Here is a 26958-nt window from a genome sequence, read left to right on the forward strand (position 1 = left end):
AGCATGTGCTCTAACGAGGAATGGTACCGCCTCTCAGGCTTGAACTGAGGACCTCCGGTTCCACAAACCGGCGCTCTAACCAACTGAGCTAAGGCGGCGCATTAAGCGAGGATGGGTGTCTAGCGGCGCCGAACCTTCCGATCAAGCGACCCCGACAAAAAACCCGTCCCAATTGAAAAACCCCGGGCCGTGGCCCGGGGTTTTCCTGTTGTCGGCGTTTGTTGGCTAGTCGCCCAGCTGGAACCGGACGGTGTAGCGAACAGTCGCACCCTGAGCGGCACCGTCGACGGTACGGGGCGAAACCCGCGAACGCCGTGCTGCTGCCAGTGCGGCCTGACCGAAGCCTGCGCCGCTAGGCGTTTCAGAAACGACCTGACAGCCAGCGAGCGAACCGTTCGGCTGAACAGTGCAGCTTACCGTTACGCTGCCGCTCTCAACACCACGGCTTTGCGCCCGTTCCGGGAAATCAGGCGGAACCTGACGTGCCCAGGTCGGGTTGGTGATCACGGACGGACGCGGAGGAGCGGGCACGGGGGCCGGCTCCGGCGGTGTCCGGGTGATGACCGGAGGACCGGCAACCTCGATCCGGTCGACCTTCTTGACCGTCTCGATGTTCACAGCCGGGGGCGGCGGTGGCGCATTCGGAACGATGACCGGCGGACGGATCTGCAACTTCGGCGGCGGCGGCGTGTCAGGCGGAGGCGGCGGAGGCGGCGGCGGTGGCGGCGGAGGCGGCGGGGGCGGGATCAGCTCCACGTCCACGGCGTCATCCGAATAGTCCACCACCTTCATCTCGAACTTCGTACGCTGAAGGAAGATGATCAGCGCCACGAACATGGCCAGAACCGTGCCCAGGGTGATCAGCCAGACGAGTGGCGACACCCCCATGAAGCCCTTCTTGCGAGGGGCATCATAGCGACTGCGATGATATTCGACGGGTGTATCTGTCATCGTTACCTCGCCTTGTCTTCGCCGACGAGGGCGACGCTGTAGAAGCCACTGTCCTGCAGGGCGTTCATGGCCTGCATGAAGTCGCCGTAACGGGTCGCTTCGTCGCCGCGGATGTAGATACGTTCGCGGGTGGGATCCCGACGACCAACTGCGGCCGTCAGGTCTGCGCCCAGTGATTCATAGCTGCTCTCACCATCCCCAATGTAGACCCGGCCATCATCCTGAATCGAGATGTAGACGGGCTTGGGTGGGCTTTCGGTTTGAGCGGCGACGGCGATCGGCAACTTCACTTCAACCCCAGGGGTGGCGACCGCAGACGCCACCATGAAGATGATCAGAAGCACCAGCATGATATCAACGAAAGGCGTGACGTTGATCTCGGCATTCGCCTCGACGATATTCGTGCCGCCGCCCGTTCCTCCGAGTTTGGCACCCATGCGCCTTACGCTCCCTTGTCGAGTTGACGCGAGATGGCGTTCATCAGTTCAGCGTTGAAGCCGTCCGAACGGGTGCCATACGCGGCGATGCGGGTGTTGAAGTAGTTGTAGAACACCACGGCCGGGATAGCGGCGAACAGGCCGATACCGGTAGCCAGCAGGGCCTCGGCGATGCCGGGGGCAACGGCGGCCAGGTTGGTGGTGTTCGACTGCACGATACCGATGAAGGAGTTCATGATGCCGTACACGGTGCCGAACAGACCCACGAACGGGCCGGTCGAACCGGTCGAAGCCAGGAACTGCTGACCGCCCGACAGACGACCGGCAACGCCGGACTGAACGGCGGCAACGGCGTTCTGGGCACGGCCGATAGCCGAGTCGCGGTGGTCGCCGTTAACCGACAGACCGGCCTGACGCGACAGTTCGACTTCTTCGGTAGCGGCAGCGGCCATGTCGGCCAGCGGGTTGCCATCAAACTCTTCCGAAGACGACACGCGGCGCATGTCGGCGATGGTGCGAGTGGTGCGGAACTCTTCCAGGAACTGGTCCGTCTTGCGGTTCAGCTTGGAGAACTCGATCAGTTTGATGATCAGCAGGGTCCACGAGAAGATCGAGGCCAGCAGCAGACCGATCATCACGACCTGCACGACGATGGTTGCTTCCATGAACATGGAGATCGGGGTGATGTCGCCCGAATGTCCACCGGCTTCTTCGGCGGCATCAGCGGCAGGCGCTTCAGCGACCGGAGCGGCAGGGGTGGTCGCTGCGGGGGCAGTGGCTTCCGTCGTAGCCGGAGCCGGAGTGGCGGTATCCTGCGCGAGAACAGGCGAGCTGGCCATCAGGACGGCAGCGCCGGCCATGGCCAGAAGAATGTTGGATTTCTTGATGTCGAGCATAGTGCGCCAGTTCCTGCTGTTTTTTGGTCTGACTGATGAACCAGGATACGTCCGCCGAAACGACCGCCCCCCAATGAAATTCTCTATCCGCCTCTTGGAGCTTTGCAGCACCAGAGCCCGGAACGCCTCCCGACGTTAACGGTTGCCGTTCGGCGACCGTTACGACGTCGATGGGTTCAAGATTATGACAATCTCTGGCCCATCACCGCGATCTTAACGAAAGCGGCCAGTTTCTTTGAACAAGGCCTGCCATAGCGTCAAGGGCGCAATGGCGGTTTGCGAATGACAATTGTCCACAGGCTTGGACACAAACATGTCCTGAAAGTCATCATTCTGGAATGGGGCGATCGCCCTGAAAAGGGCGGTGGTGCCTGGAGGCGGATTCGAACCACCGACACGCGGATTTTCAATCCGCTGCTCTACCAGCTGAGCTATCCAGGCGAGACGTCCGCTCGCGGGAGGGCGGTCTATAGGCGAGGCCGATATGGCTGTCCAGCCGTCAGATCAGTCTTCGTCATCGTCACGCACACCGTCATCGGGCTCGGCCGGAATCGCATAGCCGCCGGTGAACCAGCGTTGCAGGTCCACATCCGCGCACCGCTTGGAACAGAAGGGCCGGTATTCCGGCGTCACAGGCTTCTTGCGGCAAATCGGACAGAGGGCGGCGGTCGTCATGTGGGGTCGATCCTGAACTGTCCGCGAGCGGATGAGGGATCGACAACCAATGCGGCTCTCGGACCCAGTGCGGCCACCAGCGGTTCGGCCACCCGCGCCGTCTCCGCATCGCAGGTTGCGACAATACGGGCCGACATCGTGTCGGACAACACGGCCTGACGCAGCGCGCGCGTCATATCGAGCGCCCCGCGCCAGACAGCCCCATCCCTCGCCAGCCGCTCTTCCACCGGCGTCCTTCGCCACGGCAGAGCCAGTTGCAGCACACCGAAGCGGTTCACCGGCCCGAACACGATGTCCCTGTCCGCACCGAACGCTGACCGCGCATCGGCCAGGATCGCTGCACCGTCGTGGCCCACGCCGATCAGATCGACCGCTACCAGCCCGCCCCAACTCTTCAGGCGAATCAACCGCGCCGCCTCGGTCAGGCCCAGCCTGTTGGCGATATCCCTCGCCCGCCCCCCCTTGCCACGACCGGCACCGGGGGCAAGATCCAGGTCCACGGCGATCAGCGCCCGCGTCCGCTGCACACACAGGTCCAGCCCGACATCACCAAACAGTCCCCCATCGCGCAGCGCCTCTTCCTCGGCGTCCGACCCGGCCTGAAGCGCCGCCAAGCCTTTTACCGGTTCCTGCTCTGGCACCAGCGCCGCCAGCATCTGCTCCACCGACGGCCCGTCAGCCAGAAGCCGGGGCTCCCCCTCCCCAGTTCCCGTAAGTCGCAGACTCGGTCCCTTGCTCTCCCGAGGTTCGGCCGACACCTCGACCTCGACCTTCTGCCCGACGGCAAGCGGGGCACCCGGTCCAAACGGCAGAAACCCCAGCGGGGGCGTGGCTCCCAGATCGACGAACGCCCCCTTCAGACCAGGCTGCACATCGACGATTCGGCCGACACAGCGCGCACCCAGTCTGTGCTGGGCCACGTCGCGCTCGCCCTGGATGATCAGATGCTCAAACCGTCCGTTGCGCATCACAATGCCCCGCGTCTCGCCGGGCGTGTCGTCCAGAAAGACCTCGGTGCCGCTCACGGCGTCCGCAGGCCGACCCCGGCCAGCAGGTTGACGGTCTCGTAAAGCGGCAAACCCATCACCCCGTGATGGCTGCCCACGATCTTGCGCACGAAGGCACTGGCCGCGCCCTGGATGCCATAGGCTCCGGCCTTGCCCCGCCAGTCACCGCTGGCAACATAAGCCGCGATCTCGGCGTCCGATAAGATCTTGAAGGTCACGCGCGTCTCGTTGACCCGATGCGTCAGCTTGCCGTTTCGCACCACCGCCACGCCGGTAAAGACCCGGTGATTGCGGCCGGACAGCAGCTTCAGGAACCGCGTCGCCTCCGCCTCGTCCGCCGCCTTCTCCAGAAACCGGCGCCCAACGGCCACAACCGTATCGGCGGCGAGGACCACCGCGTCGGGATGCCGCTGCGCCACCACCTGGGCCTTGGTCGTCGCCAGGCGCAGGGCCAGACGCGGCGGCGTCTCGTCCCTCAGCGGCATCTCATCGATATCGGCAGGGTCGATCTTGTCCGGCGTGAAGCCGACCAGAGCCAGCAGTTCCACGCGCCGCGGGCTGGACGAGGCCAGCACCAGTTCAGGACGGCTCATTCCGAGCCCGCCCTTACTTGAAGCGATAGGTGATGCGACCCTTGGTCAGGTCATAGGGGGTCATTTCGACCAGCACCTTGTCTCCGGCCAGCACGCGAATGCGGTTCTTGCGCATCTTGCCGGCGGTGTGGGCGATGATCTCGTGATCATTGCCTTCGAGCAGCACACGGAACGTAGCATTCGGCAGCAGTTCGCTGACGACGCCGGGAAACTCGAGCAGTTCTTCCTTAGCCATGCGGCCTCTCGCGCCCTTGAATACGAATCAAAACCCGCGCCGGACGAAAGCGCGGATCGTAAGGAGCGGGCCTAATGCCTGAAAATCCGGCGGTAGTCGAGGCTACCCCCGCCGGTACAGCGCGGTCACCAGCGTGAACAGTCGCCGTGCCGTCTCATGATCGATGGCGATCTTGCCGTCCAGCCGGGCCTTCAGCAGCTCTGCCCCTTCGTTGTGCAGACCGCGCCGCCCCATGTCGACCGCCTCGATCTGGGCGGGCGACGTCCCGCGCAGCGCCTCGTAATAGCTGTCGCAGATCAGGATATAGTCGCGGATCACGCCTTTCAGCGGCGTCAGCGAGAGGCCATGAGCCCGCGCGAACTCCGGCCCCTCGATATCGAACACCAGCTTGGTGTCCAGAAGAGACAGCTTGAGGCGATAAGGTCCGCCTTCCGCCCCCACAGGCTCGAAATTGTTCTTTTCAACGAGGTCGAAGATGGCCACCCGCCGCTCGTGCTCAATCTCGGCCGTCGCCGCCGGCAGCGACACGGCATCCAGATCGACCGAGATCAGCCGGTGGTCGCTCATTCTGCCAGCCTCTCTTGGGTGTCGGGTTCATACGCCGCATGGGTCGGGGCCAGTCTGGCGGGCCACCGCTCCGACAGATCAGTCAGCACCGCGTCCAGGCACTCCACATCGACCCTGAGATCGCCGCCGCCCGCAAACATCAGGATGACCCGCCCGCCCGGGGCGGCCTCGGGATCTTCGTCCGGGATGAAGTCCATGGCCAGAAGTTCCAGCGCCGCATCCGGTGACCGGTGCAGACGACGGCTCTTGACCGCGACCACATCTCCGAACTGCATGGCCGCCATCACCCGCGTGCCGCCACATTCCCAGCAGAACCGGCTGAGCGCCAGGGTCAGCGTCCGCGCGCCCGTCTCCCAGACGATATCCACAGGCCGCATGATCGCGTCCTGCAGGGCGGCCGAGATGATCTGAAGGTCGTCGGCATCCTCGGCCAGAAGGCGCAAAGGCTCGATCGGGGCCTTGGCCTCCGGCTCAACCTCTACCTCTATGGCCTGGGCCTCAATGGTCATGCTCGTCGCCCTTGACGCGGCGGATGTCGGCACCGCACGCGGTCAGCTTATCTTCCAGTTTCTCGAACCCGCGATCCAGGTGATAGACACGGCCCACCGTCGTCTCACCTTCGGCGACAAGGCCCGCGATCACAAGACTGACCGAGGCGCGCAGATCGGTCGCCATGACCGGGGCCCCGCGAAGGGTCGGCACCCCCGTCACCACCGCACTGCCCGCATGAACGGAGATGTCGGCTCCGAGCCGCGCCAATTCGGGCGCATGCATGAAGCGGTTCTCGAAGATGTTTTCCTGGATGGTGCTCTGCCCGTCCGCGGTGGTCATCAAGGCCATGAACTGCGCCTGCAGATCGGTGGCAAAGCCGGGATAGACCTCGGTGGTCAGGTCGACGGCTTTCAGCCGCTGAGACGGGTCGCGCTTGACGATCACCCCGTCCTCGGTCGGCGTGATTTCGACACCCGCCTCGACCATCTTGGTCGTCAGCGCCTGCATCAGATCGGCCCGCGCCCTGGTCAGCCGCACCTCTCCCCCCGCCATGGCCGCGGCCACGGCATAGGAGCCCATCTCGATCCGGTCCGGGATCACCGACCAGGTCGCGCCACCCAGGGACGTCACACCGGTGATGGTCAGGACGTCGCTGTCGATGCCGTCAACCTTTGCCCCCATCGCCGTCAGGCATCGGGCCAGGTCGCCGATCTCCGGTTCCCGCGCCGCATTCCTCAGCACCGTCGTGCCGTTGGCCATGACGGCAGCCAGGAGGGCATGTTCCGTCGCGCCAACCGACACGATCGGGAACTCGATCTCCGCGCCTTGCAGCCCCCGGGGGGCCCGCGCGGTAACATAGCCCTCGTCCAGCTCGATCTCGGCCCCCAGCGCCGTCAGCGCCTGAAGGTGCAGATCGACTGGCCGCGCCCCGATGGTGCAGCCGCCCGGCAGCGACACCTTGGCCTCGCCCGTCCGCGCCAGCAGCGGTCCCAGCACGTTGAAACTGGCCCGCATCTGCCGCACCAGATCATAGGGTGCGAACGTCGAGCTGATCGTAGCGCCGTGAAAAAGCGTCTCCTGACCGTCTGAACCATCACGCTCGGTGACCTCGACGCCCAGGGCGTTCAGCAACCGGCCCAGAAACTTCGTATCAGCCAGACGCGGCATGTTCGTCAGCAACAGGGGCTGATCGGTCAGGATCGAAGCCGCCATCAGCTTCAGGGCAGAGTTCTTGGCCCCGCTGACGGGGATCGTTCCGTTCAGGCGGTTGCCGCCCTGAATGACAATACTGTCCATGAAATCTCTGTGTCTGCCCTGAAAGCCAGGGCAACGGCCAAGGCGGACCGGCTATCTAGCGCGTTCGCCACGGGTTGCGAAAGTCCGGCGTCGGTCCGGCTTCGATGACATTCAGTTGCGCGGCTTTTCCGGACGCGCGGTAACTGCTGCCTTTCGCCGCTTCAGATTGTCCCGCAGCGCCGTGGCCAATCGCTGGGCCCGCGGTGTGGCTGTCGCCTTGCTACCCTTGGGTCGTCCGTCCGCGCGCTCGGGCGGGACCGAAGAGGCGGCGGCTGCGGACGCTGGGGAATCACGATCGGCCATGTGTCGATCAGACCCGCACCGCACCTTTTTCGCAAGCGACTGAATTCGGGGCTTCCCCCCGCCTCCCCCGTTGGCTATAGGGCCGCTTCTTCAGATTTCGCCGCCGTAGCTCAGTGGTAGAGCGCATCCTTGGTAAGGCTGAGGTCGTGGGTTCGATTCCCCCCGGCGGCACCATCTGCAGACATTGACGGGGCCCGGCTTGTGAAAGCCGGGCCCCGCTGACGTTCCGGCCTATATCTGGGTTCAGGCCTTAGCGTTGTCATTCACGGACGCGTCCGCAATCGTCGTGAGGTCCAGGTCGGTCTGCGATTCCTCTTGCAGGGTTTCGTCCAGCAGCTTGGCCGCATCCTTCAGGCCCAGCTCGTTGGCCCAGCGCTTCAGAGTGCCATAGCGCGTGATCTCATAGTGTTCGACGGCCTGGGCCGCCGCCAGCAGGCCAGCGTCCAGCGCGGGCGAGCCCTTGTACTCTTCCATGATCTCGTCGCCCTCGGCCAGGATGCCTTCGATGGCATCGCAGGTCTTGCCGCGCGGGGCCTTGTCGATGATCTCGAACACCTTTTGCAGGCGTTCGATCTGGCCTTCAGTCTGATCCTTGTGCTTCTCGAAAGCCGCCTTCAACTCGGGCGATTGAGCCGCGCGGGCCATCTTGGGCAAGGACTTCAGGATTTTGCGCTCAGCGTAATAGATGTCCTTGAGCGTGTCGTGGAACAGGTCGTTCAGGGTCTTGTCGGCCATGGTGTCTCTCCGTGTGGGGGACACTCAGAACCTGCTCGGGCCCAGTCCGTTCCTATGTCCAAACATGGACATTGGCGGTCGCCATGACCGTACCCGGATCAATAAAAAAGGCCCGATCCAAAGATCGGGCCTACTATCATTCGGGCCTTGCCAATTGGGGCTGGATAAGCGGACGCAGGCCCGGAGGCCCACCCGGACGTGCCACCCGATTTTCGAACCGGATCGCATCCTCGGCACTCTGACGTCCGGGGAATGCGTAGCCTGAATCATTGTAATAGCCGCCAAGTCCGTAGTCGCCGTAGCCGCGGCCATAGCTCCCATAAGGATACCCGTAGCCATAGCCGTTCTCGACCTGGCGATAGCTCAGGTTCAGCCGTCCGTTCTCCCCGATCGGCAGTGAGACTGCGGCCCCATAGCTGCGATATCCGCCGGTGCCGATGCCGACGTCGACCTCGCTGTGCATCTTGCGGTCGTCCATCAGGCGCATGGAATCGCTGGAATAGGGCTTTTCGTCCGGCGAGCGGGCCGCGATCCACTGGTCGATCTGTTCGTCCGTGGTCAGGCCGTGCGCCTCCGACGCCTGCTGGGCCGCGCCCTGAACGCTGGGGGCTGTCGGCGCTGTCGCCGCAGCATCGAGCGAAACCGAGGTTTCCGGTGCCGTCGAGATCACGCCGTCCGGCTCGTCGCCAACGGCAGGGCTGACCACCAGGGTCGCCGCCATCATCAGGGTGGTAATCAACATCCGGCCAACTCCTGTACAAACACCACCTTAGCCTCAAATGCGGCCAAGGTCAGGCCCTCCCATCGCCGCGACCCAGGGGATCCGGCAGGGGGTCTCCCTCGGCGACAAACGTCAGGGCGACCGAGTTGATGCAGTAGCGTAGGCCGCTGGGCGGTGGCCCGTCAGGAAACACATGGCCCTGATGGCTGTCGCAGCGGGCGCAGCGAGTTTCGGTACGCGTCATGCCGTAGGACCGATCAGTGATCGCCTTAACGTGGGCCTCGTCGACCGGCTCGCTGAAGCTGGGCCAGCCCGTGCCACTTTCGAACTTCGTGCCCTGTCTGAACAGCGGCAGTCCGCATTCGCGGCAGCAGAAGACGCCGACCCGCTTTTCGCCCAGCAGAGTCCCACAGAATGGTGCTTCCGTCCCGTGCGCCAGCAGCACGCGGCGCTCCTCCTCGTTCAGGTCCGCTTCCAGACGGGCGCGCTCGGCATCGTCAGGCGGGGTCAGGTCAAACCCTGACGGGGACAGGCTGGATGGGTCGGGAGCGAGGTTGGTCATGACCCTCAAATAGGAAAGGCCGGGCCGAGGTTCCACCCCTGCCCGGCCTGACCTGCGCTCAAGCCGCCGACGACCGCGTCGTCGGCCTTGGCGACCCGACCTACATCAGGCGCCGAATAGCGTCCCGACCCATGCCCGCACGGCATTCTCGTCCGCCGGGTTGCCCGTATAGGCCAGCCCCTCGGCCGGGGTGTACGGCTGGTTGTTGGCCCGCGTACGACCGGTCCAGGCCTTGTGGCCATAGCTCAGCTGCGCATAGTTCGAAGGCAGACGCTCCACCGTCGGGTCGATGAAGATCGAATCCGTTGCCGTCGTCGAACCGGCGATCCGCACGTTCGGCAGCTTGCTGAGCAGGTCCAGCGTATCCAGGCAGCCGCCCGAGCAACCTGCATCCACCAGAACGATGACTGGCCCCTGCACCGGGTTTGCCGCTCCGGTGTCGGCCGCCAACGCCGGCCCGGTCAGGGTGAAGGTGGTCTGACCCGCTGCGATGGCGGCGTCGAATGCAGCAACGATCTCTTGGGTCTGGGCGATCACCTGGGGTGCCTCGGCCACAAAACTGGGATCGGCCTGCATCCGCCCGACAGCGGCGGCATACCAGTCCCGGTTGCCCTGGGTAGCCCGATAGGTGATGGCACCAGCGGCTGGCTGGCGGCTGATGGTGAACTCCGGTGTCCAGATCCGGTTCGCCAGGCCGTAGCCACGGCGCGTGGAGTTGGTGATCGAGTTGCCTGCGGCGGCGCGCAGGTCGATGACCAGACCTTGTGGCCCGCGCAGGGTTTCGACCTGGGCCTCGACGGCAGCGTTGAACGCTTCCCAGCCGGCACCGTCATCGAACGAGTGAACGTTCAGCCACGGGCGACCGTTGACCGTCTCGATCGACAGGGGGGTTGCGGGCGGCATGTAGACTGTGGCGCGGTAAGCCGCTTCGAGGGCTGCGGGGGTCACAGGCGTGGGTCGCAGCTGGAACTCGCGGGACCGGCGGCTGTTGCCGATCTGGAAATTGCACTGGCTGGGCACGCCCGATGTGAAGGGGTTGTTGCGGTTCCAGAGCAGATACGGGGCCGAGGTCACGCGACCGGCCTCTGTTTCCAGATTGCCTTCCCAGCGATCCAGCTTGGCGCGGGCCAGTTCCTCGGCCGATGTGCCATTGCAGTCGACAAGCGTAGCACCCAGCGGCGGAGTTCCGCGCACGCCCTCCTGGATATAGGTCACGACATATTTTCCGCCCCGCCAGCCGGTCGTGAAGCCGGGCCAGCTGGTCCCGAAATACGGCCCCAGACCTTCATAGGTCGGGCGGATCGAAATGTTGGAGTCGCGGAAACCGGCCCCATAGTACCGCAGCAGATAGGCGTGGCTGTCGCCGCTGTTGACCCGGTCTGCCTGACCCAGGGCGTCGGCGAGGCCGGCATCGATCCAGGCGCGGAAGGTCTCGCTCTGCGCGCCCGGCAGGGCGGCGGCGGGGTGGTTGGCGGCCAGCTCGTCATGCGCAGCCTGCAGATCCTGGCGAGCCAGCGCTCTGAAGTCCTGGGCCACCGCGGGCGCGACCCCGGCGGCAAGGATCAGGGCGGCTGTGGCGGTAAGGGTGAGCATACGGGTCATCAGGTCTGGTCTCCGGGCCGATGGACGGGGGTTGGCAGGGTTAAAGCGTATCGGGACCGGGCTTGCCAACCCTGGATTCCTGAACGCCGACCGTGACCCCCTTGGTTTACTCCGCGCCAAACGCGTCCTAATCGGGGCAGGTTCCCCCTCGGCCAGCCGCATGGCGGCCTGAACCCGGAAAGCTTGATGTTCTCGAAAATCCTGATCGCCAACCGTGGCGAGATCGCCGTCCGCATCATCAAGACCGCCCGCAAGATGGGCATACAGACCGCCCTGGTGCATTCCGACGCGGACACCGGATCGCTGGCGTATGAGATGGCGGACGAGACGATCCACATCGGCCCGTCGCCCGCCGCACAGTCCTATCTGATCCAGGACAGGATCGTGGATGCCGTGCGGCGTTCGGGCGCAGAGGCCGTCCACCCCGGCTTCGGCTTCCTCAGTGAAAACCCCGTCTTCGCCCGGCGTCTCGAGGCCGAGGGAATCACCTTCATCGGCCCCAATCCCCATGCCATCGAGGCCATGGGCGACAAGATCACCTCCAAGAAGTTCGCCGCCGAAGCCGGCGTCTCCACCGTGCCCGGCCACATGGGCCTGATCGAGACGACCGACCATGCCGTCGAGATCGCGCGCCAGATCGGCTACCCCGTCATGATCAAGGCCTCGGCGGGCGGCGGCGGCAAGGGTATCCGCGTGGCCCATTCCGACGACGACATGGCCGAGGGCTTTGCCGCCGTGAAGGCCGAGGCGCTGACCGCCTTCGGCGACGACCGCGTTTTCCTGGAAAAGTTCATCGTCAACCCGCGCCACATCGAAATTCAGGTGCTGGGTGACAAGCACGGCAATATCGTCAGCCTGTTCGACCGCGAATGCAGCATCCAGCGCCGCAATCAGAAGGTCATCGAAGAGGCCCCCTCCCCCCTGCTGGACGATGCCACCCGCAAGGCCATGGGCGATCAGGCCATCGCCCTGGCGCGCGCCGTGAACTACGACAGCGCCGGCACCGTCGAATTCGTCGCCGGCCAGGACCGCAGCTTCTTCTTCCTGGAGATGAACACCCGGCTTCAGGTCGAACACCCGGTTACCGAACTGATCACCGGCGTCGATCTGGTCGAACAGATGATCCGCTCGGCCGCGGGCGAGACCATGGGCTTCAAACAGGAAGACCTGTCGATCAACGGCTGGGCCATCGAGAGCCGCATCTATGCCGAGGACCCGTATCGCGGCTTCCTGCCCTCCATCGGCCGCCTGGTCCGCTATGAGACGGCCGAGGAAGGCGAGCATCATTCGCCCGTCGGCCCCTATGTCGTGCGTAACGATTCCGGCGTGCGCGAGGGCGACGAGATCAGCATGTTCTACGACCCCATGATCTCCAAACTCTGTGCCTGGGCCCCGACCCGCGCCGGGGCGGTCGAGGGCATGGCCCGCGCGCTGGAGGACACCCACCTGAACGGCGTCGGCCACAACGTCCCCTTCCTGGCGGCCGTGATGGATCAGGAGCGGTTCCGCTCCGGCAATCTGTCGACCAGCTATATCGTCGACGAGTTTCCCGACGGCTTCCACGGTGTGCCCGCCGGACCGCTTCAGCGCGACGTCATGGTCGCCAGCGCCGTCGCCATGCACGAAATCCTGTCAGAACAGGCGGGCGATCCGTCCGACCGCACCGACTGGGTGGTCATGATCGACCGCGACCCCATCGGCGTCAGCCTGTCGTATGACGACGACGAGGCCCTGATGCTGGAACTGGCCGGCGAAGACCGCGCCTTGAGCCTGTCCGACATCGACTGGCGTCCCGGCCAGGCCCAGTTCCGTGCGGTTCTTGATGACGCCCCCTTCACCGCCGAGGTCCGCCGCGTCGCCGACGGCTTCGAGATTCGCAGCCGCGCCACCAAGGCCCGCGTCCGCGTCCTGACCCCGCGCCTGGCCGAACTGTTCGCCCGCCTGCCGGAAAAGGTCGCCGCCGACACCTCCAAACTGGTGCTGTCCCCCATGCCCGGCCTGGTCGTCGCCATCGCCGTCTCGCCTGGCCAGGAGGTCAAGACCGGCGAGACTGTCGCCATCATCGAGGCCATGAAGATGCAGAACATCCTCAAGGCCGAACGCGACGGCGTGGTGAAGGCCGTCAGCGCGGCTGCGGGCGATCCCGTCGCGGCCGACGATGTACTGGTCGAGTTCGAGTAAGACAGATGGCCAGCGTTAGCGCCATGCCCATCAAAGACATGTTGCTCAGCTTCAAAGGCCGAATCCGCAGACGTGACTGGTGGCTGTGGTACATCGCTGCGACGGTAATCATCTTTGTCATCTACTGGCTGGGAACAACAATTTTCCTTGGCTCCAGCAAAGCCGCGTTCGACACCTTCGCTCAGCGCACGAACGAAAGTCTGCTGATAGAGTCGATCGTGACGATCCCTCTGACATTTGTCATCTGCGCACTTAGCGCCAAGCGGGCCCATGATCGAAACATGCTCGCTTGGCCTTTTGTGGCGATTGTGATCGCCAACACCCTCACGAACTTTATTCCTGGGTTCGAAGAAGGGCTCGCTGCCCTGCAAGACGGTCAGATCTGGCAGATCCTCATCCTGGCCTTTCACGTCGCTGCCTTGATCGGCTCACTGTATTCGCTTGTTGTGCTTGGTTTCATGGATGGCACGCCGGGGCCCAATCGGTTCGGGCGCTCGCCCAAGGGCATCGGCGGCGACACGGCGCAGGCCACCGCCGAGGTCTTCGAGTAGCCCCTACCGCGCGTTCAGCAGGTCCGACCACCGCCACGACCCCGTCCCCAGCGCCACGCGCGGCCCGCCCCGCGCGTCGGTGAAGGCGATCAGGACCATGCCGCGCATGCGTTGGGTCTTGCAGGCGGCGGGCGCGAAGGCGACTTCCAGAGCGATGGCCTGACGCACGCCGGCCAGACCTTCGCCCTCCTCGCCCTGGGTCTGCACCCAGCGGCCATTCCAGACCAGGGGTGTGCGGCCTGCGCCCGCGATCCCCTGCGCCTGGGTCACCGCCTGGCGCACTTCGGGATCGGTGCGCAGGGCGTCCTGCAGCCGCTGGACCATGTCGCAGCCGCCATTGCCATTGCCCTCCCCGGTGCCCGAGCCACTGCCGCCCTGCCCCCCTGACAGGCCTGAGCCTGCCCGCGTCGCTCCGGCCAATTCCGCCTCGCCCAGCGTCACCATCGGCGCGGGCGCGGGCTCGCGTGGTGCCGGCAGGGGCCGGACCTCCGGTGGCGGCGGAATGGGCGGCGGACGGCGCGGGGCGGTGGCGCGAACGCGGGTGACCGGGGCGGGCGGCGCGGGGGCCGGGGCAGAGGCGGCGGACGACGCCTCCTCGGTCGCCGTGTCTGGCGGAGGTGGTGGCGGCGGGACCGGCACGGGCACAGGGGGCGGCTCCAGCGTGACCATCACCACCGGGGGCTCGATCCTCTCGGGCACCTTGGGCGGCAGCAGCAGCATCAGGGCCAGAGGCACGGCGTGCGCCGCGACACTGGCGGCCACCGCCCATGACGTCCAGGATCGCCGCCTGCTTCGCCGTTGAGTTGTGTTTGAGGAAACCGGGGCCAATGGCACTCCACGACATCGAAGATCGATGATCTGCCGAGATCACGCGCAATCACCGCGATCCGACCTTGTGATCTCCGACAGAACATCGCCTCGCGTCAGGATCGTGGCGAACGGCATTATTCATGCACGGCGCGGCTCACCTTATGGTCAAGCTGACATGTTCTGGCCCTTTAGCGGTCATGACCACGCCCCGAGCTTCACTTCACCGTAACAAGCGCGTGATGACCAGGGATACCGCGCCCCCTATTCAGGAGTTCGAACTTGACCCGATCCACTCTCAGGACCGCAGCGATCACCGGCGTCGTACTCGCCTTTGGCGTCGCCGCCAGCGGCTGCGCCAGCCACCGCTTCGTTCGTGACCAGACTGCCGTCGTTGACCAGCGCGTCACCGCCGTCGACGGCCGCGTGACCGAGGTCGCCGGCACAGCCGGCGAGGCCCTGCGCCGCGCCACCGACGCCCAGAAACTGGCCGAGGGCAAGTTCCTCTACGAAGTCGTTCTCTCCGACGACTCGGTCAAGTTCCCCGTCAACGCCGACACCCTGTCGCCCGAAGGCGAGGCCCGTCTGGCCGAACTGGTCCAGCGTCTGCGCACCGAAAACCGCAACGTCTACCTGGAAATCCAGGGCTATACGGACGCCACCGGCGATGCCGGCCGTAACCGTGAACTCGGCACTGCCCGCGCCGAGACCGTCCGCCGCTACCTCAGCCAGAACGGCGTCGCCCTGAACCGCATGGCGACCATCTCCTATGGCGAGGAGCAGCCCGTCGCCGACAACTCGACCCGCGAAGGCCGCGCCCAGAACCGCCGGGTCGCCATCGTCGTGCTGAGCTAGGACGCCATTCCTCTGGTCGGCGTATCGACCAGAGGCCAGGATCACGGCCCACGGCCGTGATGGAAGGGGCGGCGCGTTTGTCCGCGTCGTGTATTGGGCCCAGTATTGTCGCCCCTTCTTCTCCTCTCGGCTGACCCCGCACGCTGTATAATCCCGACCCTGATACTGTGGTCCTTCTCGACCCTTGGGTGGAGACACTCGCTCCTTCGGCAAGCGCCGAAAGTGCGGCTCTACCAACCCTACGTCCGCAACTGACGTACCCGCGTGGCAGGGTGTGTCATCGCTGGCTTGGGTCTTTGGAAACTGCATCTCGACAAATCGGCTCGCTCAAGTCGGCAGCGAGACCAGGCTTTATTTCAGCCTGTCCGAGTTGGACTCTGTCTGGATAATGTCTCCACTTCAATTTCTGGAAAGCGAGGGAGACACTCGACCCATCGCCCGCCATCCACAGCCTATCCCCTGTCATATCGTCAACGAGCCGGAATACGTCCCCGTCTGACGCATCGGGGCGCTAAGGGTTTGCGGATGAACGCCTTCGCTCCCGTCAGCTTCCCCTCGCCGCTCGACAATCCGTCGGTCACGGCCATGCCCCACAATCTGGAGGCCGAGCAGGCGCTGCTGGGCTCGCTGATGTTCGACAATGCCGTGTTCGAGCGGCTGTCGGACCGCCTGCGCGGCACCCACTTCTTCGAGCCCTTCCACCAGCGACTGTACGACGCCATCGAGGATCACATCCGCCAGGGCATGCTGGCCGAGCCGACCATCCTGATGGAGCGGTTCAAGCAGGACCCGGCGTTTCAGGAGTTCGGCGGCCTGCGCTACCTCGCCGACCTCGTCGACCGGGCCCCGCCCGCGGCCAATGCCCCGGACTATGCGCGCGTCGTCTATGACCTGGCCCTGCGCCGCGACCTAATCCGCATCGGCGGCGAAATCATCCATCAGGCGCCCCAGCCCGAAACCGCCGCCATCGACCAGATCGAGGGGGCCGAGGCACAGCTCTATTCCCTGGCGGAGACTGGCAAGCCCTCGTCCGGCTTCGTCAGCTTTTCCAACGCCCTGTCCGGCGCGGTTCAGATGGCCGCCGAGGCCTATCAGCGCGACGGCAAGCTGGCGGGCCTGGCCACCAATCTGGACGACCTGGATGCCAAGCTGGGCGGCCTGCACCCCTCCGACCTGCTGATTCTCGCGGGCCGTCCGTCGATGGGCAAGACGGCCCTGGCCACCAACATCGCCTTCAACGTGGCCCGCAACTACCGCTGGGAGCCGACGCCAGAGGGACGCAAGACGGTCTCGGGCGGCGTCGTCGCCTTCTATTCGCTGGAAATGAGCGCCGAACAGCTGGCCATGCGGATCCTGGCCGATGCCTCGGGCGTGTCGTCCGACAAGCTGCGCAAGGGCGAGATCAACGCTTCGGACTTCGGCAAGATCAGGGACGCCGCCGTCGAGATCGGCGAAAGCCCTCTCTACATCGACGCCACCGGCGGCCTGTCGATGTCCAAGCTTGCCGCCCGCGCGCGCCGCCTGAAGCGTCAGGAACACGGCCTGGACCTGATCATCGTCGACTACCTGCAACTGGTCACCGTCGGCGAAGGCAACAACCAGAAGAACCGCGTGCAGGAAGTCTCCGAAATCACCGGCGGCCTCAAGGCCCTGGCCAAGGAGTTGTCCGTCCCCATCATCGCCCTGTCGCAGCTGTCGCGTCAGGTCGAACAGCGCGAGGACAAGCGGCCGCAACTGTCCGACCTGCGCGAATCCGGCTCGATCGAGCAGGACGCCGACTGCGTCATGTTCGTGTATCGCGAAAGCTACTACCTGGGCCGCGCCGAACCCCGCGAAGGCTCGCCCGAACACCTGCAGTGGCAGGAAGACATGGACAGGCTGGAACACCAGGCCGAGGTCGTCATCGGCAAGCAACGCCACGGCCCCATCGGCATCGTCAAACTGTCATTCGACGCCGACACCACCAAGTTCGGCAACCTGGCCCAGGGCCAGCAGTACGACAGCTACGGCGACTGAGAACGACGGCCTTGACACCCTGCGGTGGTTTCGGAATAGGCTGACCTATTAACCGCTCCGGGGAGGGAGCGGTCCTGAGGGGGAAGTTTCCATGCGTATCGTCGTCTGCGCGCTCGCCGCGCTGTCTCTGGCCGCCTGCGCCACGGCTCCCGTGCCGAATGCACGGCCGTTGAATGACAGTCAGATCGCCGCGATCGGTCCCACCACCTTCACCGTCGTCGAGGACAACAACGGTGTCGCCAAGACCTGGTTCGCGCAGGACAGCTCCGCTGCCGGAGCCCAGTTCGGCCTGATTGGCGCGTTGGTTTCGGCCACTATGGACGCCATCATCAACTCCTTCCCGGCGCGCCGTGCGACCAAGACCGCCAATGAAATCGCTGAAGTCATGCCGGTCGATTCGCTGAACGCCTCGCTGGCCGGTCACCTTCGTCGCCAGATCGACCCCACGCCACCGGCCAATGCCGTCGTCGTCTCGGACGTGACGGCGGTCCAGCGGCTGGAAGTGCCGACCCCGGCCAATGACGCGGTCGAGGTCACCTCGGCCTACACACTGTCCGAAGACGCCTCCACGCTGCAGATCGTCTTCACCCTGACCTACGCCAATACCGAGGTCCCTTACGTCACGCCCTACAGCTTCGAAAAATCGCCTCCCAGCAGCGAGCTGACGGGTCCGACCTACCGCAACACCTTCACCTATTTCTCTCGTCAGCTGCCTGTGCCGGAACTGACGCCCGAACTGCGCGAACGCCTGATCGCCTCGGTGCAGGAGAACTCCCGCGACGAGAATGGCGCCCTGCCCGTCGAGGGCACCGACGCCTACAAGGCCATGACCAAGGAGATGGAGCAGGCCACCGACGACAACCTGACCAAGGGCGAAATCTCGATCTTCCTCGCCCGCGAGTGGATCAAGGACAACGGTGCCCTGCTGCGGGCCGAAGTCGACAACGCCCATGCCCTGCTGGCCCGCTACGCCCTGATCGACATGAACCGCACCACCGTTCCCAGCCTGGAGGGCCAGGATGAACTGGTGGAGACCATGGCCGATGGCCGGACCATCCGCCGCGTCGGCGCAGGCGTTCCGGCCGGATCCTACATTTCGTCGCCCGCGGGCGTGACCAGCTTCACCACCTTCGGCAACACCATGAGCATCGCCAAGGTCCACTCCGAACGGATCGAGCAGATCCGCACCGCCGCCAGAGCCGCCGCCCGCGCGCGCTGACCCGGTAATGACGCTCCGCAAGCCCTCACGCGCCGTCGCCGCCCTCGCCCTGCTGGCGATGGGCGGCTGCGTCAGCGGCGTCGACTACGTGCCGATCAGCGAAAAGTCGTACTTCGGCTACAGCGACCGGCCGAACGCGGACGGCGGCCACACAGTCCGCGTTGAGCTCCTGGATGGCGGCCTGGCCATGGAATACTGGAATCGCCGCGCGTCGGAACTCTGCGACGGCAAGGTGGCCCGCAAATCGATGCATACGGCCCTGCGCCCTACCGCGCACTACGATAGCTATGGTGCCCGGCCTGGCCACTACATCGTCGAAGGCTACGTCTATTGCGAAACGCCAGCCGCCGTTGCGGAGAGCGCGGCCGAACCGGCGGCCTGATCAGCGCATCTCAACCCGACGCGTGCCCGCCGGGATCATCAGTTCCTGACCTGCCCAGCTCGCAGCACGTCCGTCTATCCGCACCCGCGCCGGCGGCGTCTCGCCGGTCGGCCACTGGATAACGAAGCCTCCAGGCGGACTGACCTCGGGGCCCAGGGTCAGCACATAGCCAGCCCCCTCCTGCTTCAGGCGATAGGTCAGTGGGCCATAGGCGGTGCGGACGCCTTCGACGCCCACCCCGTCTCCCGCCAGCCAAGCGGTCAGGATGCCCGCCGCCAGGACAAGGGCGTGGTCGCGGTCCCGCTCATAGACCAGCAGGTCCAGGGTCGAGCGGATGTAGTCCGAGCTGATCCAGGCATGAGGCATGTCGCCGATGAAGCGCGGCTCACGTTCATCGCGCCCAACCACCTCGGCCCAGCCGTTCCAGGCGGCGGGGCGCATGTCGGCGAAGTAGAAGTCGAGCGCGCGCAGAGCCTCCTCGCGCCGTCCCAGCCGGACCATGGCCCCGACGTTGCGAAGCTCATAGGGGGTGTAATCCTTCCACGCCTGACGGTTTTCCTGGCGGGCCGTGAAGTTGTCCCACCACTTGTCGAAGGTCCCTGCCAGAAGTTCGGGCGGCAGGTCGGCGATCAGCCCACCGGGCGACAGGCCGATGGTGGTGGAGGTGGCGTCAAAGTCACCCCGGTCCGCCGCGCCCGCGATCCAGTCGATGCCGTGGACCTGGGCCGTTGCGCGGATCGAGGCCATGATGTCGGCCTTGAACTGGGCCTCCGAGGCCCGGATGCGCGTCGCCGCCTCGGCGTCGCCCAGGGTTTCGGCGATGAAGACGGCGTCACGGTAGCCCAGCAGGCCCCAGAAGTCGTCCCAGTAGGAATAGGCCGGACGGTCCGAATAGCCTTCGTGACTGATGGTCGGGGGCAGCAGGCCGAACAGGTGCCGCTTGTCCGCCGCCTGGAACTCGGCGGTGCGGGTCGAGGCCCGCAGGGTGTCCATATAGCCGATGGCGGCCTGAACCTGGGGCCAGACCTGACGCAGCAGGGCTTCGTCGCGGGTGTGGCGATAGGTTTCGGCGGCCAGGAAGACGAACTCGCCATGGCTGTCGTTCTCGGGCACCGGATCGGCCCCGCGGGCGTCGACGCAGCACGGCACCTTGCCGTTGTCGAAGACATAGGGGGCGTACCAGCGCAGATAATCCGCCGACAGCTCGGCATGCCCCAGCCGGTTCAGACCCTCGGCCATCATGGCACCGTCGCGGATCCAGCTACGGTTATAGCTGCGTGTACCCGGCTGCAGTATCGGCCCCTGCCGCGACATCAGCATCTGGGCCAGGGAAGAGCGCATGACGTCCTCTATGCGCTGGGCCTCGGGCGGGAGGGTGAGGTCAAAGCGGTCCATCTTCTCGCGCCAAGAGCGGGCGACACGGTCCTCGACGGTGGCGAACGTGGCCTCGACCGAACCTGTCACCGGCAGCGCCGGAAGGTCGCCTGACAGCGCCGACATCCAGCCGAAGGTGCGGGTCTCGCCGGGCTGGAGAGTGACCCTGTAGAGTTGGGCTCCGGCCATCAGGCCATCGTCGTATTCCGCCCCGCCTTCACCCATAAACTCATGATGGGTCGCATCGGCCAGCAGGCTCTGCGGGTCGGAGCCAGCATCGAATCTGGATGCGAGAAAGAGGTCAGGGGCGACAAGCGATTGGACGGCGATGTGGTCGTTGAGGGTCATTCGGGACCCGGTCATTTCAATCTTGTTGATCGGCCCAACACCGCCCGGCGTCGTCAGGAACTGGCGCGGCCCATTGACCTGATAGGGCCGTGCCATCAGTGCCAGCGTCAGGGTCTGTGCCCGGCTGGACGTGTTGGTCAGGGCATAGCGGCCATACAGCTGTGCCGCCTCGGGCGTGCCGTCGGCAAAGGCGGTCGTGGTCAAAGTCCATCCGTCGGAGGTCCAGGTGACGGACGGGATCGGCAGGTCGTCATCGCGAAGGCTCTGGGTGACGTTCACATCCGCCCAAGTGACCAGCCGCCCGTTGTCCAGCACGAACGGCTCGATGGACGGACCGCCGCGACGCAGTTCGATGGCCCCGTCCTCGCCGATCAGCCCGCTCTCGCCACCACCGTCGACCCCGACCAGGGTCCAGTAGGGTTGTTCGCCATGAAAGCCGCGCGGGTAGAGGCCACGGCGGCTCTCGCCGGCCACGGCGGTGATGAAGGTGGTCGCCGTCTCGCCGAAAGACAGGGGTTCGATCTCGATCTCTGACAGGCCGTAGACGGCGATTTCGCTGACGCCGAGCCGCTGGCCCGCACCGGCCTGCCCCACCACGCTGGAGGTCGATTGCGGAGCCTTGAGGTTCAGCCGCAACCAGCGGGCCGAGGCTTCCGGCGTCCGCAGCCAGTCGGTGCCGCCGTCGCCGCCGGTCACTTGCGCCAGCGGACGCCAGTCACGCCCATCGGACGAGGCCATGACGGTATAGTCCGACGCCGCGCCGCGTTCGGCCCAGCGCAGGGTCAGCCCGCCGAACTCACGCTCATACCCCAGGTCCAGCGTCAGGCTCTGTGCGCCCGCAGCCTCGGTCCGCCAGGCGGTGGTCGGGTCGCCGTCGACGGCCAGACCGGCCAGGCTGCGCCCCGCTTCGCTCGACGCCTCGGCCAGTGGGCGTGGCGGCACCGACGGCTCGGGCGGAAGCTCGCGCAGCTCCAGTTGATCGACCTCGATCCAGCCCTGGCCACCCTCACCTGCGGTGATGACGAACTCGATCCGCTCGGCACCTCGGAAGGTCCGGTCCGGGTTCGGGCCCCAGGCCCAGATGACCTGCCGCTTCTTGATGACATAGCGGGTCCAGTCGCCGGTCGCCTGGAATGCCCGCACCTGACGCCAGTGGACGTTTTCGCCCGAGGCATCGGTGAACTTGATTTCCAGCGTATTGGGCCTCATCTCGCCGCGCAGCCAGAAGCTGATCTCATAGTTCTCGGGCACCGCCAGATCGATGGACCGGGCCGCGAAGGCATAGCCGGACCGGCCATTGAAATCATAGTCCAGCCGCATGGCCTGGCCGTCATGACCGGGCACGGCACTGATCCGCGAGGACACGTCGGTGGAGGCGTCTGCGCTCCACGGCGTCAGGGTCTCGAAGGCGTCGAGGGTGCGGGCGGACTGGGCGTGGGCGGGCAGAGCTATGGCTAGCGCCAAAAGCGCCCCCACTATTCCTCCCCCCCTGGGGGAGGGGGACCGCGAAGCCTTGGAGGGGGCAAACTTCAAACTCAGGCGCATGCGGCGAACCCCCTCCTCCATGCTGCGCATGGTCCCCCTCCCCCGATGGGGGAGGAATGCAACAAAACCGATCACCCCTTCACACTCCCCGCCAGCATGCCGCGGATGTAGTAGCGTTGCAGCGCCAGGAAGAGGATCAGCACCGGCGCGACCGTGATCACCGCGCCCGCCATCATCAGCTCGATATCCTGCACATGCTCGCGCGACAGGGCGGCCAGCGCCACAGGCAGGGTATAGTTGGACTGGTCCGTCAGGATGATCAGCGGCCACAGGAAGTCGTTCCAGCTGCCCAGGAAGACGAACAGGGCCAGGGTCACGATGATGGGCTGAAGGGTCGGCAGGACCACGCGGCGGAAAATCTGCCCCTCGGACGCGCCGTCGATGCGGGCCGCCTCCAGCATCTCGTCGGGGATGCTCAGCGCATACTGGCGCACCAGGAACAGGCCGAAGATCGACGCCAGCCACGGCACCAGCGCCCCGGCATAGGTGTTCACCAGCCCCACCGACTTCAGCATCAGGAACAGCGGCAGGGTGCCGATCTGGGCCGGCACGACCAGGGCTCCGACCAGGATCTGGAACACCCGATCCCGTCCCTTGAAGGCCAGCTTGGCGAAGGCGTAGCCGGCGGGAACGGTGAAGGCCAAAGCCAGGGCCGTGGCCAGCGACGCCAGGGCAAAGCTGTTCCACAGATACCGCCCCATGCCCTGGGTCACGAACAGGTCGCGGTAGTGCTCCAGCGTCCAGACCTTGGGCAGCAGCGGCGGCGGGAAGGTCGCGGCCTCTCCCGTCGACATGAAGCTGACCGACAGCATCCAGACCAGCGGGAACAGCACCAGCAACGCGATCAGCGCCACGCCGATATTCAGGATGACGGCCCTCAGGCGACGGGCGCTCATTCGTAGGCCCCCAGACGCTTTGCCACGGCCAACTGGACGAGGGTGACGGCCAGGATGCAGAGGAACAGCACGAAGGCGACGGCGCTGGCGGAGCCCAGATTCCACCATTTGAAGCCCTCTTCATACATGAAGTAGAGCACCGTCACGGTCGATTGCGCGGGGCCCCCTTGCGTCATCACATAGGGCTCGGCGAACAGCTGGAAGAAGCCCGCGACCGAGATGATCGACACCAGAAGCAGCGTCGGTGCGATGGCCGGAAGTGTCACGTGGCGGAACTGTTTCCACGGCCCGGCCCCGTCGATGCGTGCGGCCTCGTACAGGTCGTCCGGCACGGTCTGCAGCACGGCCAGGAAGATCAGCATGTTGTAGCCGAAGATCTTCCACACCACGAACATCAGGATGGCCGGGATGGAGGTCGAAGGCTGGCCCAGCCAATCCACCGGCGGGATGCCGACCGCCCCGATGGCCCAGTTGATCACGCCGTATTTGGTGTGCAGCAGGTAGTTCCAGAGAACGGCCGTGGCGACGAGCGTGGTCACGAAGGGCGCGAAGAAGGCCACCCGCCAGATCGGCCGCCACTTGATCACGCGGGCGTTCAGGATCACCGCCGCCGCCAGCGACGTGATGATCGACAAGGGCACACCGATGACCGTGAAGACGCCGGTGTTCTTCATCGCCGTCCAGAACAGCGGATTGGTGAACAGCCGCTCATAGTTCTGAAGGCCCACGAAGCGCATATTGCCGATGTCGGCCAGGGCATAGATGTCGAAGTCTGTCAGGCTGAGCAGCAGGGCCGCGAAGACCGGGACGGCGAAGAAGACGGCAATGGCGATCAGGGCCGGAGCCACGAAGCCCCAGGCGGCGCGTTCGCGCGAGCGGGGCGTGCCCGGCCTGCGGGCCGCCTTGGCGTTCAGCGGCGGGATCGACTGTGCGGTCACTCGGCCCTCCCCTGCTCGATCATCCAGCGGCGCTTCTCCAGCAGGCGATCGGCCCGGCGGTCGATCTCGGCCCCGGCGGTGGCGGGCGTGTATTCGCCGCGGACCATGCGTTCGGCGACGATCTGCATCTCGGTGACGATCCGCTCCCACTCCGGCACCTTGGGCACGGCCCTGGCGCGCGACAGCTGCCCCTTGAAGGCGGCGATATAGGGGTCGCCCGCCACCGTCGGGGTAGCCCAGGCGCTCTCGCGCGCGGGCAGATTGCCCGTGATGCCGTTGAACCGCGCCTGCACCGCCGGATCGGATAGATAGCGCACAAGCTTCCAGGCCGCCTCCTGATACGGCGACGACCGATAGACCACCAGCGACGACCCACCCGGAGCCGAGGCCCCCGGCCCTGTCGGCCCCGGCACGCCGGACGTCATCCACCGCGTGGTCGGGGCCAAGCGCGTCTTGAAGTCACCGATGCTCCAAGGCCCGGAGAAGTAGAAGCTGAAAAACCCGCGCTCGAACTCGGTCCAGGTATTGGAAATCTGGGTCGACGACGCCAGCGGGGCCAAGCCCTCGTCGAACAGGCTCTTGTAGAAGGCCAGGGCCGCCACGAACGACGGGCTGGAGAAGTTGCCGCGCGTGTCGCGGTCGCGCAGCAGCGGCTCGGTGCCCTGCAGCCCGAATGTTAGCAGTTGTTCGAACTCATTGACCGGCAGCAGCACCGCATAGTTCCCGGCCCCCGCCACGCGCTTGACCGCATGCATGGCCTGTTTCCACCCCTCCCAGGTCTGGGGCACGGCGTCATAACCGGCGCGCTCCAACAGGTCGCTGCGATAGAAGATCAGCCGGGTGTCGACATACCAGGGTGTCGCCATCGGGCGGTCGTTGATCTGGTTGGTCTCCAGCACCGCCGGAAACTGATCGGTCAGCAGGTCGTCGGCAAAGGCCGGCAAAGGGCTGATCGCGCCGATGGCCGTCATCTCCGACACCCAGGTGTTGCCGACCTGACTGAGGTCTGGCAGCGACGACCCGGCATAGGACGTCAGCAGCTTGGAGTGCGCCGCCGTCCACGGCAGGGCCTGCACCTCCACCGTGATGCCGGGGTTCAGCCGCTCGAACTCCGGCAGCAACTGACCGACATTGGTCGCCTCCGACCCCATGGCCCAGAAGCGCAGGCGGGTGGTGCCGTCGTCGCGCGGCCCACACCCCGTCAGCCCGGCCGCGCCCGCACCGGCCAGCAGGCCCAGCGCCGTCCTGCGATCCGGGCGGAACAGGCTCATCCGCGACCCAGCCAGGCCCCGGTGAAGCCCGCGCGCTTGAGGCCTCGTGTCAGGTTCGGTTCGCCGCGCATGCGGCTCCAGACGATATCGCTGCGATGGTTCTCGATCTGGATGACGATCGGGCCCTGGTCGATGCCCAGATAGTCGTCGGCGATCCAGCCGCCCGGCGTGATCTTGCCATGCCGCAAGGGTGCGGCTGCCTCCGTCAGGGTCGGGTTGAAGGCATCGAGGAAACCGTGCTGCGTATAGACGTCCGGATACTGCGCCTTCATCGCCTTCAGGCAGGCCGTGACCTCGGCGGGCGCGAACGGCAGGGACGACATGGCGGCGGTGGGGGCCAGGGTGCCGTCGTCGCGGTCGCCGGGGCCCCGGGCGGAATAGCTGAAGAACTCCCGCTCCGTGCCGTCAAAGACCACCTGTCTGAAATCGCCCGGCCCGTCGCAGGCCGTCAGGCCCCAGACGTCTGCGGAATAACCCTTCCAGCGCAGGCTGTTCTCAACGGCATAGGCACGCTGGCCCTCGACCGCGCGGCGGCTGTTCTCGAAATAGTCGAAGCCTGGAATTTCCGCAGCCTTGTCGCGCAGCCAGGCGTCCTGGATGCCGCGGAAATCGACGAACAGATGGCTGAACTGATGCCCGAACAGGGGCGGGAAATGCAGGTGGGGGCGACCCCAGCGGTCCGACCAGCTGCGATCATAGACGCTGCACCATTCGTCCCAGACACTGGCCGGCACGGGATGGGTGGGGCTGCCGATGGCCAGCAGCAGGACCAGCATGCCCTCGTTATAGACGTTCCAGTCGGCCTCGATGAAGCCGCTCTCGGGGTGCCAGCCCATGCTGATCCGGTCGGGCCGGACGACGACCCAGTCCCACTCCACCCGCTCATAGACGCGCTGGGCCAGACGCCGGATCTCGCGCTCGTCCCGGTGCGCGCCGTCGAACCAGCGCGCGGCGAACAGCATGCCGGCGATCAGCAATGTCGTGTCCACCGTCGACAACTCGGTCCGACCGAAGCGGTGGCCGGTGTTCATGTCCAGGAAATGGTAGAAGAAGCCCTTGTAGCCGCCGACGCCCGTCGCCTCCGGTCCCTGTGGCAGGTCGTGGAAGAAGCGGATGGTGGTCAGAGTCCGTTCGCGCGCCTCCTCCCGGCTCATCCAGCCGCGCTCGACCCCGATGGGCCAGCAGGTCAGGGCAAAACCGACCGCCGCCACGGATGAAAAGGACGGTGTCGGCCAGCGATCCGGCGTCAGGCCGTTCGTGCGATTGGTGACATGGGTGAACCAGTCGAAGGTCCGCCGCTGAAGCTCGTCCATTGCCGGATCGACGGGATTGCTCACCAACGGTGACCTTTGCACCTGCGCCTTGGCTTGGTTGACGCCCAGCCCCAGCATCGCGGCTGACGCCACGGCCGTGCCCATCAGAAATCCGCGACGATCCATGGGCCACACCTTCTTACGCAAACAGGAAACAGTCAAAAATCGGCCGCCCCTCGGAATGCGAGGG

General features: G+C 65.7%; 26 protein-coding genes and 3 tRNA genes. 7 read left to right on the forward strand and 22 right to left on the reverse strand.

The window, feature by feature from the left end:
* Positions 1–21 precede the first annotated feature (21 nt).
* From AC4PRM_RS01615 to murA, 12 genes are all read right to left on the reverse strand, one after another.
* Positions 22–98: transfer RNA gene (locus AC4PRM_RS01615), tRNA-His, on the reverse strand.
* Between the two features lie 127 nt (positions 99–225).
* Entirely contained in the window at positions 226–951 is a 726-nt protein-coding gene (locus AC4PRM_RS01620) for an energy transducer TonB family protein (protein ID WP_492038539.1), read from the reverse strand.
* Between the two features lie 2 nt (positions 952–953).
* Positions 954–1388, reverse strand: a complete 435-nt coding sequence (locus AC4PRM_RS01625; protein WP_373255778.1) for an ExbD/TolR family protein — start codon at positions 1386–1388, stop codon at positions 954–956.
* A gap of 5 nt (positions 1389–1393) precedes the next feature.
* On the reverse strand, positions 1394–2284 hold the full coding sequence (locus tag AC4PRM_RS01630; RefSeq protein ID WP_373255779.1) for a MotA/TolQ/ExbB proton channel family protein: 891 nt from the start codon (positions 2282–2284) through the stop codon (positions 1394–1396).
* Positions 2285–2649: 365 nt separating this feature from the next.
* Positions 2650–2725, reverse strand: a tRNA-Phe gene (locus AC4PRM_RS01635).
* A gap of 63 nt (positions 2726–2788) precedes the next feature.
* Complete coding sequence (locus tag AC4PRM_RS01640; RefSeq protein WP_292175465.1) at positions 2789–2959, reverse strand: DNA gyrase inhibitor YacG; 171 nt, start codon at positions 2957–2959, stop codon at positions 2789–2791.
* Complete coding sequence (locus AC4PRM_RS01645; RefSeq protein WP_492038540.1) at positions 2956–3984, reverse strand: S1 domain-containing protein; 1029 nt, start codon at positions 3982–3984, stop codon at positions 2956–2958. The genes AC4PRM_RS01640 and AC4PRM_RS01645 overlap by 4 nt, the downstream gene beginning before the upstream one ends.
* Positions 3981–4559, reverse strand: coding sequence for a Maf family protein (locus tag AC4PRM_RS01650; RefSeq protein WP_492038541.1), 579 nt, complete (start codon positions 4557–4559; stop codon positions 3981–3983). Before AC4PRM_RS01650 ends, AC4PRM_RS01645 begins: the two co-directional genes overlap by 4 nt.
* Before the next feature lie 13 nt (positions 4560–4572).
* A complete protein-coding gene (gene infA, locus AC4PRM_RS01655) occupies positions 4573–4794 on the reverse strand; it encodes a translation initiation factor IF-1 (RefSeq protein WP_013269122.1) in 222 nt (73 codons plus the stop codon).
* A 102-nt stretch (positions 4795–4896) separates the two neighbouring features.
* Positions 4897–5361 carry a UPF0262 family protein gene (locus AC4PRM_RS01660; RefSeq protein ID WP_492038542.1) on the reverse strand — a complete coding sequence of 155 codons (465 nt, stop codon included), beginning with the start codon at positions 5359–5361 and terminating at the stop codon, positions 4897–4899.
* Positions 5358–5870, reverse strand: coding sequence for a DUF2948 family protein (locus AC4PRM_RS01665; protein WP_492038543.1), 513 nt, complete (start codon positions 5868–5870; stop codon positions 5358–5360). Before AC4PRM_RS01665 ends, AC4PRM_RS01660 begins: the two co-directional genes overlap by 4 nt.
* On the reverse strand, positions 5860–7149 hold the full coding sequence (gene murA / locus AC4PRM_RS01670) for a UDP-N-acetylglucosamine 1-carboxyvinyltransferase (RefSeq protein ID WP_492038544.1): 1290 nt from the start codon (positions 7147–7149) through the stop codon (positions 5860–5862). Before murA ends, AC4PRM_RS01665 begins: the two co-directional genes overlap by 11 nt.
* 402 nt (positions 7150–7551) lie before the next feature.
* Between murA and AC4PRM_RS01675 the strand changes: the two genes are divergently transcribed.
* Positions 7552–7626, forward strand: a tRNA-Thr gene (locus tag AC4PRM_RS01675).
* Positions 7627–7695: 69 nt separating this feature from the next.
* Here AC4PRM_RS01675 and AC4PRM_RS01680 read toward each other — a convergent pair.
* The 4 genes from AC4PRM_RS01680 to AC4PRM_RS01695 all read right to left on the reverse strand — a co-directional run bounded on the left by AC4PRM_RS01680 (position 7696) and on the right by AC4PRM_RS01695 (position 11072).
* Positions 7696–8187, reverse strand: coding sequence for a YciE/YciF ferroxidase family protein (locus tag AC4PRM_RS01680; protein ID WP_487922990.1), 492 nt, complete (start codon positions 8185–8187; stop codon positions 7696–7698).
* 136 nt (positions 8188–8323) lie between these two features.
* Positions 8324–8929: a hypothetical protein gene (locus AC4PRM_RS01685; RefSeq protein WP_492038545.1), complete on the reverse strand. Its 606-nt coding sequence runs from the start codon at positions 8927–8929 to the stop codon at positions 8324–8326.
* 49 nt (positions 8930–8978) lie between these two features.
* Entirely contained in the window at positions 8979–9470 is a 492-nt protein-coding gene (msrB, locus tag AC4PRM_RS01690) for a peptide-methionine (R)-S-oxide reductase MsrB (protein WP_492038546.1), read from the reverse strand.
* A 105-nt stretch (positions 9471–9575) separates the two neighbouring features.
* Positions 9576–11072 (reverse strand): hypothetical protein, encoded by a 1497-nt coding sequence (locus AC4PRM_RS01695; protein WP_492038547.1) that lies wholly within the window; start codon positions 11070–11072, stop codon positions 9576–9578.
* A 186-nt stretch (positions 11073–11258) separates the two neighbouring features.
* Between AC4PRM_RS01695 and AC4PRM_RS01700 the strand changes: the two genes are divergently transcribed.
* A complete protein-coding gene (locus AC4PRM_RS01700) occupies positions 11259–13253 on the forward strand; it encodes an ATP-binding protein (protein ID WP_492038548.1) in 1995 nt (664 codons plus the stop codon).
* Positions 13254–13276: 23 nt separating this feature from the next.
* Positions 13277–13804, forward strand: coding sequence for a DUF805 domain-containing protein (locus tag AC4PRM_RS01705; RefSeq protein WP_492038549.1), 528 nt, complete (start codon positions 13277–13279; stop codon positions 13802–13804).
* Positions 13805–13807: 3 nt separating this feature from the next.
* Here the strand turns inward: AC4PRM_RS01705 and AC4PRM_RS01710 are convergent, their stop codons facing one another.
* Entirely contained in the window at positions 13808–14566 is a 759-nt protein-coding gene (locus tag AC4PRM_RS01710; protein ID WP_492038550.1) for a hypothetical protein, read from the reverse strand.
* Between the two features lie 327 nt (positions 14567–14893).
* On the opposite strand from AC4PRM_RS01710, the gene AC4PRM_RS01715 reads away from it, so the two are divergent.
* From AC4PRM_RS01715 to AC4PRM_RS01730, 4 genes are all read left to right on the forward strand, one after another.
* Positions 14894–15466: an OmpA family protein gene (locus AC4PRM_RS01715; RefSeq protein WP_373255790.1), complete on the forward strand. Its 573-nt coding sequence runs from the start codon at positions 14894–14896 to the stop codon at positions 15464–15466.
* Between the two features lie 525 nt (positions 15467–15991).
* A complete protein-coding gene (locus AC4PRM_RS01720) occupies positions 15992–17482 on the forward strand; it encodes a replicative DNA helicase (protein ID WP_373255791.1) in 1491 nt (496 codons plus the stop codon).
* 91 nt (positions 17483–17573) lie between these two features.
* Positions 17574–18701: a hypothetical protein gene (locus AC4PRM_RS01725; RefSeq protein ID WP_492038551.1), complete on the forward strand. Its 1128-nt coding sequence runs from the start codon at positions 17574–17576 to the stop codon at positions 18699–18701.
* Between the two features lie 7 nt (positions 18702–18708).
* Positions 18709–19083: a hypothetical protein gene (locus tag AC4PRM_RS01730; protein WP_492038552.1), complete on the forward strand. Its 375-nt coding sequence runs from the start codon at positions 18709–18711 to the stop codon at positions 19081–19083.
* On the opposite strand, the gene AC4PRM_RS01735 is transcribed toward AC4PRM_RS01730, so the two are convergent.
* The 5 genes from AC4PRM_RS01735 to AC4PRM_RS01755 all read right to left on the reverse strand — a co-directional run bounded on the left by AC4PRM_RS01735 (position 19084) and on the right by AC4PRM_RS01755 (position 26894).
* Positions 19084–22269 carry a discoidin domain-containing protein gene (locus AC4PRM_RS01735; RefSeq protein ID WP_492038553.1) on the reverse strand — a complete coding sequence of 1062 codons (3186 nt, stop codon included), beginning with the start codon at positions 22267–22269 and terminating at the stop codon, positions 19084–19086. It lies immediately after the preceding gene.
* A gap of 152 nt (positions 22270–22421) precedes the next feature.
* Entirely contained in the window at positions 22422–23246 is an 825-nt protein-coding gene (locus AC4PRM_RS01740) for a carbohydrate ABC transporter permease (protein WP_373255795.1), read from the reverse strand.
* Positions 23243–24184: a carbohydrate ABC transporter permease gene (locus AC4PRM_RS01745; protein WP_492038554.1), complete on the reverse strand. Its 942-nt coding sequence runs from the start codon at positions 24182–24184 to the stop codon at positions 23243–23245. The genes AC4PRM_RS01740 and AC4PRM_RS01745 overlap by 4 nt, the downstream gene beginning before the upstream one ends.
* Positions 24181–25455 (reverse strand): extracellular solute-binding protein, encoded by a 1275-nt coding sequence (locus AC4PRM_RS01750; protein WP_487922980.1) that lies wholly within the window; start codon positions 25453–25455, stop codon positions 24181–24183. The genes AC4PRM_RS01745 and AC4PRM_RS01750 overlap by 4 nt, the downstream gene beginning before the upstream one ends.
* A complete protein-coding gene (locus AC4PRM_RS01755) occupies positions 25452–26894 on the reverse strand; it encodes a glucoamylase family protein (protein ID WP_492038555.1) in 1443 nt (480 codons plus the stop codon). Before AC4PRM_RS01755 ends, AC4PRM_RS01750 begins: the two co-directional genes overlap by 4 nt.
* Between the last annotated feature and the right edge of the window lie 64 nt (positions 26895–26958).

It is taken from the genome of Brevundimonas sp. DW-iso22 (genome assembly GCF_058725425.1).